The organism is Flavobacterium sp. (genome assembly GCF_003525665.1).
GTDB lineage: Bacteria > Bacteroidota > Bacteroidia > Flavobacteriales > Flavobacteriaceae > Flavobacterium.
In genome coordinates this window covers 1-452 of the sequence record NZ_DQDX01000008.1, presented here as the reverse complement: position 1 = coordinate 452, position 452 = coordinate 1, and the positions used below count along the sequence as shown (strand labels likewise).

At 36.5% G+C, this 452-nt stretch carries 1 protein-coding gene; it reads right to left on the bottom strand.

The genetic code is table 11. From position 1 onward, the window contains the following. Positions 1–61: 61 nt before the first annotated feature. Positions 62–394 carry a translation initiation factor gene (locus tag DIU01_RS00585; protein WP_290831325.1) on the bottom strand — a complete coding sequence of 111 codons (333 nt, stop codon included), beginning with the start codon at positions 392–394 and terminating at the stop codon, positions 62–64. Positions 395–452 lie beyond the last annotated feature (58 nt).

Sequence of the window (452 nt, the reverse complement as noted above, 5' to 3'; positions counted from 1 at the left end):
AACACTGACCACTGACCACTGCAATCTGCCACCTGCAATCTGCTAACTGATCACTGAACACTCATCCACCCACACGCTTAGTCTTAAATCCTTTCTCCTGCAATAACTTCATAATTCGATCGCGGTAATCGCCTTGAATAATGATTTCACCGTCTTTGAAAGTGCCACCAACGGCCAGCTTATTCTTTAGTTCTTTGGCTAATAGTTTGAAATCTTCGTCTTCGCCTTCGTAACCTGAAATTATTGTCGTTGGCTTTCCTTTTCGTTTTTCAAATTTACAAATCATAGGTTCTTTTTGAACGTATAATTCGTGGTCTTTTTCCTCAACAGCTTCTGGTTCGTTAGAAGGTATGTGGTCTGGGAATAGGTTTTTTAGTTGGTCTTGTAAATCCATATTTTTTTTAAATTCCAAATTTTAAATAAATATTTATTTTTGAACACAGATTTAAGAA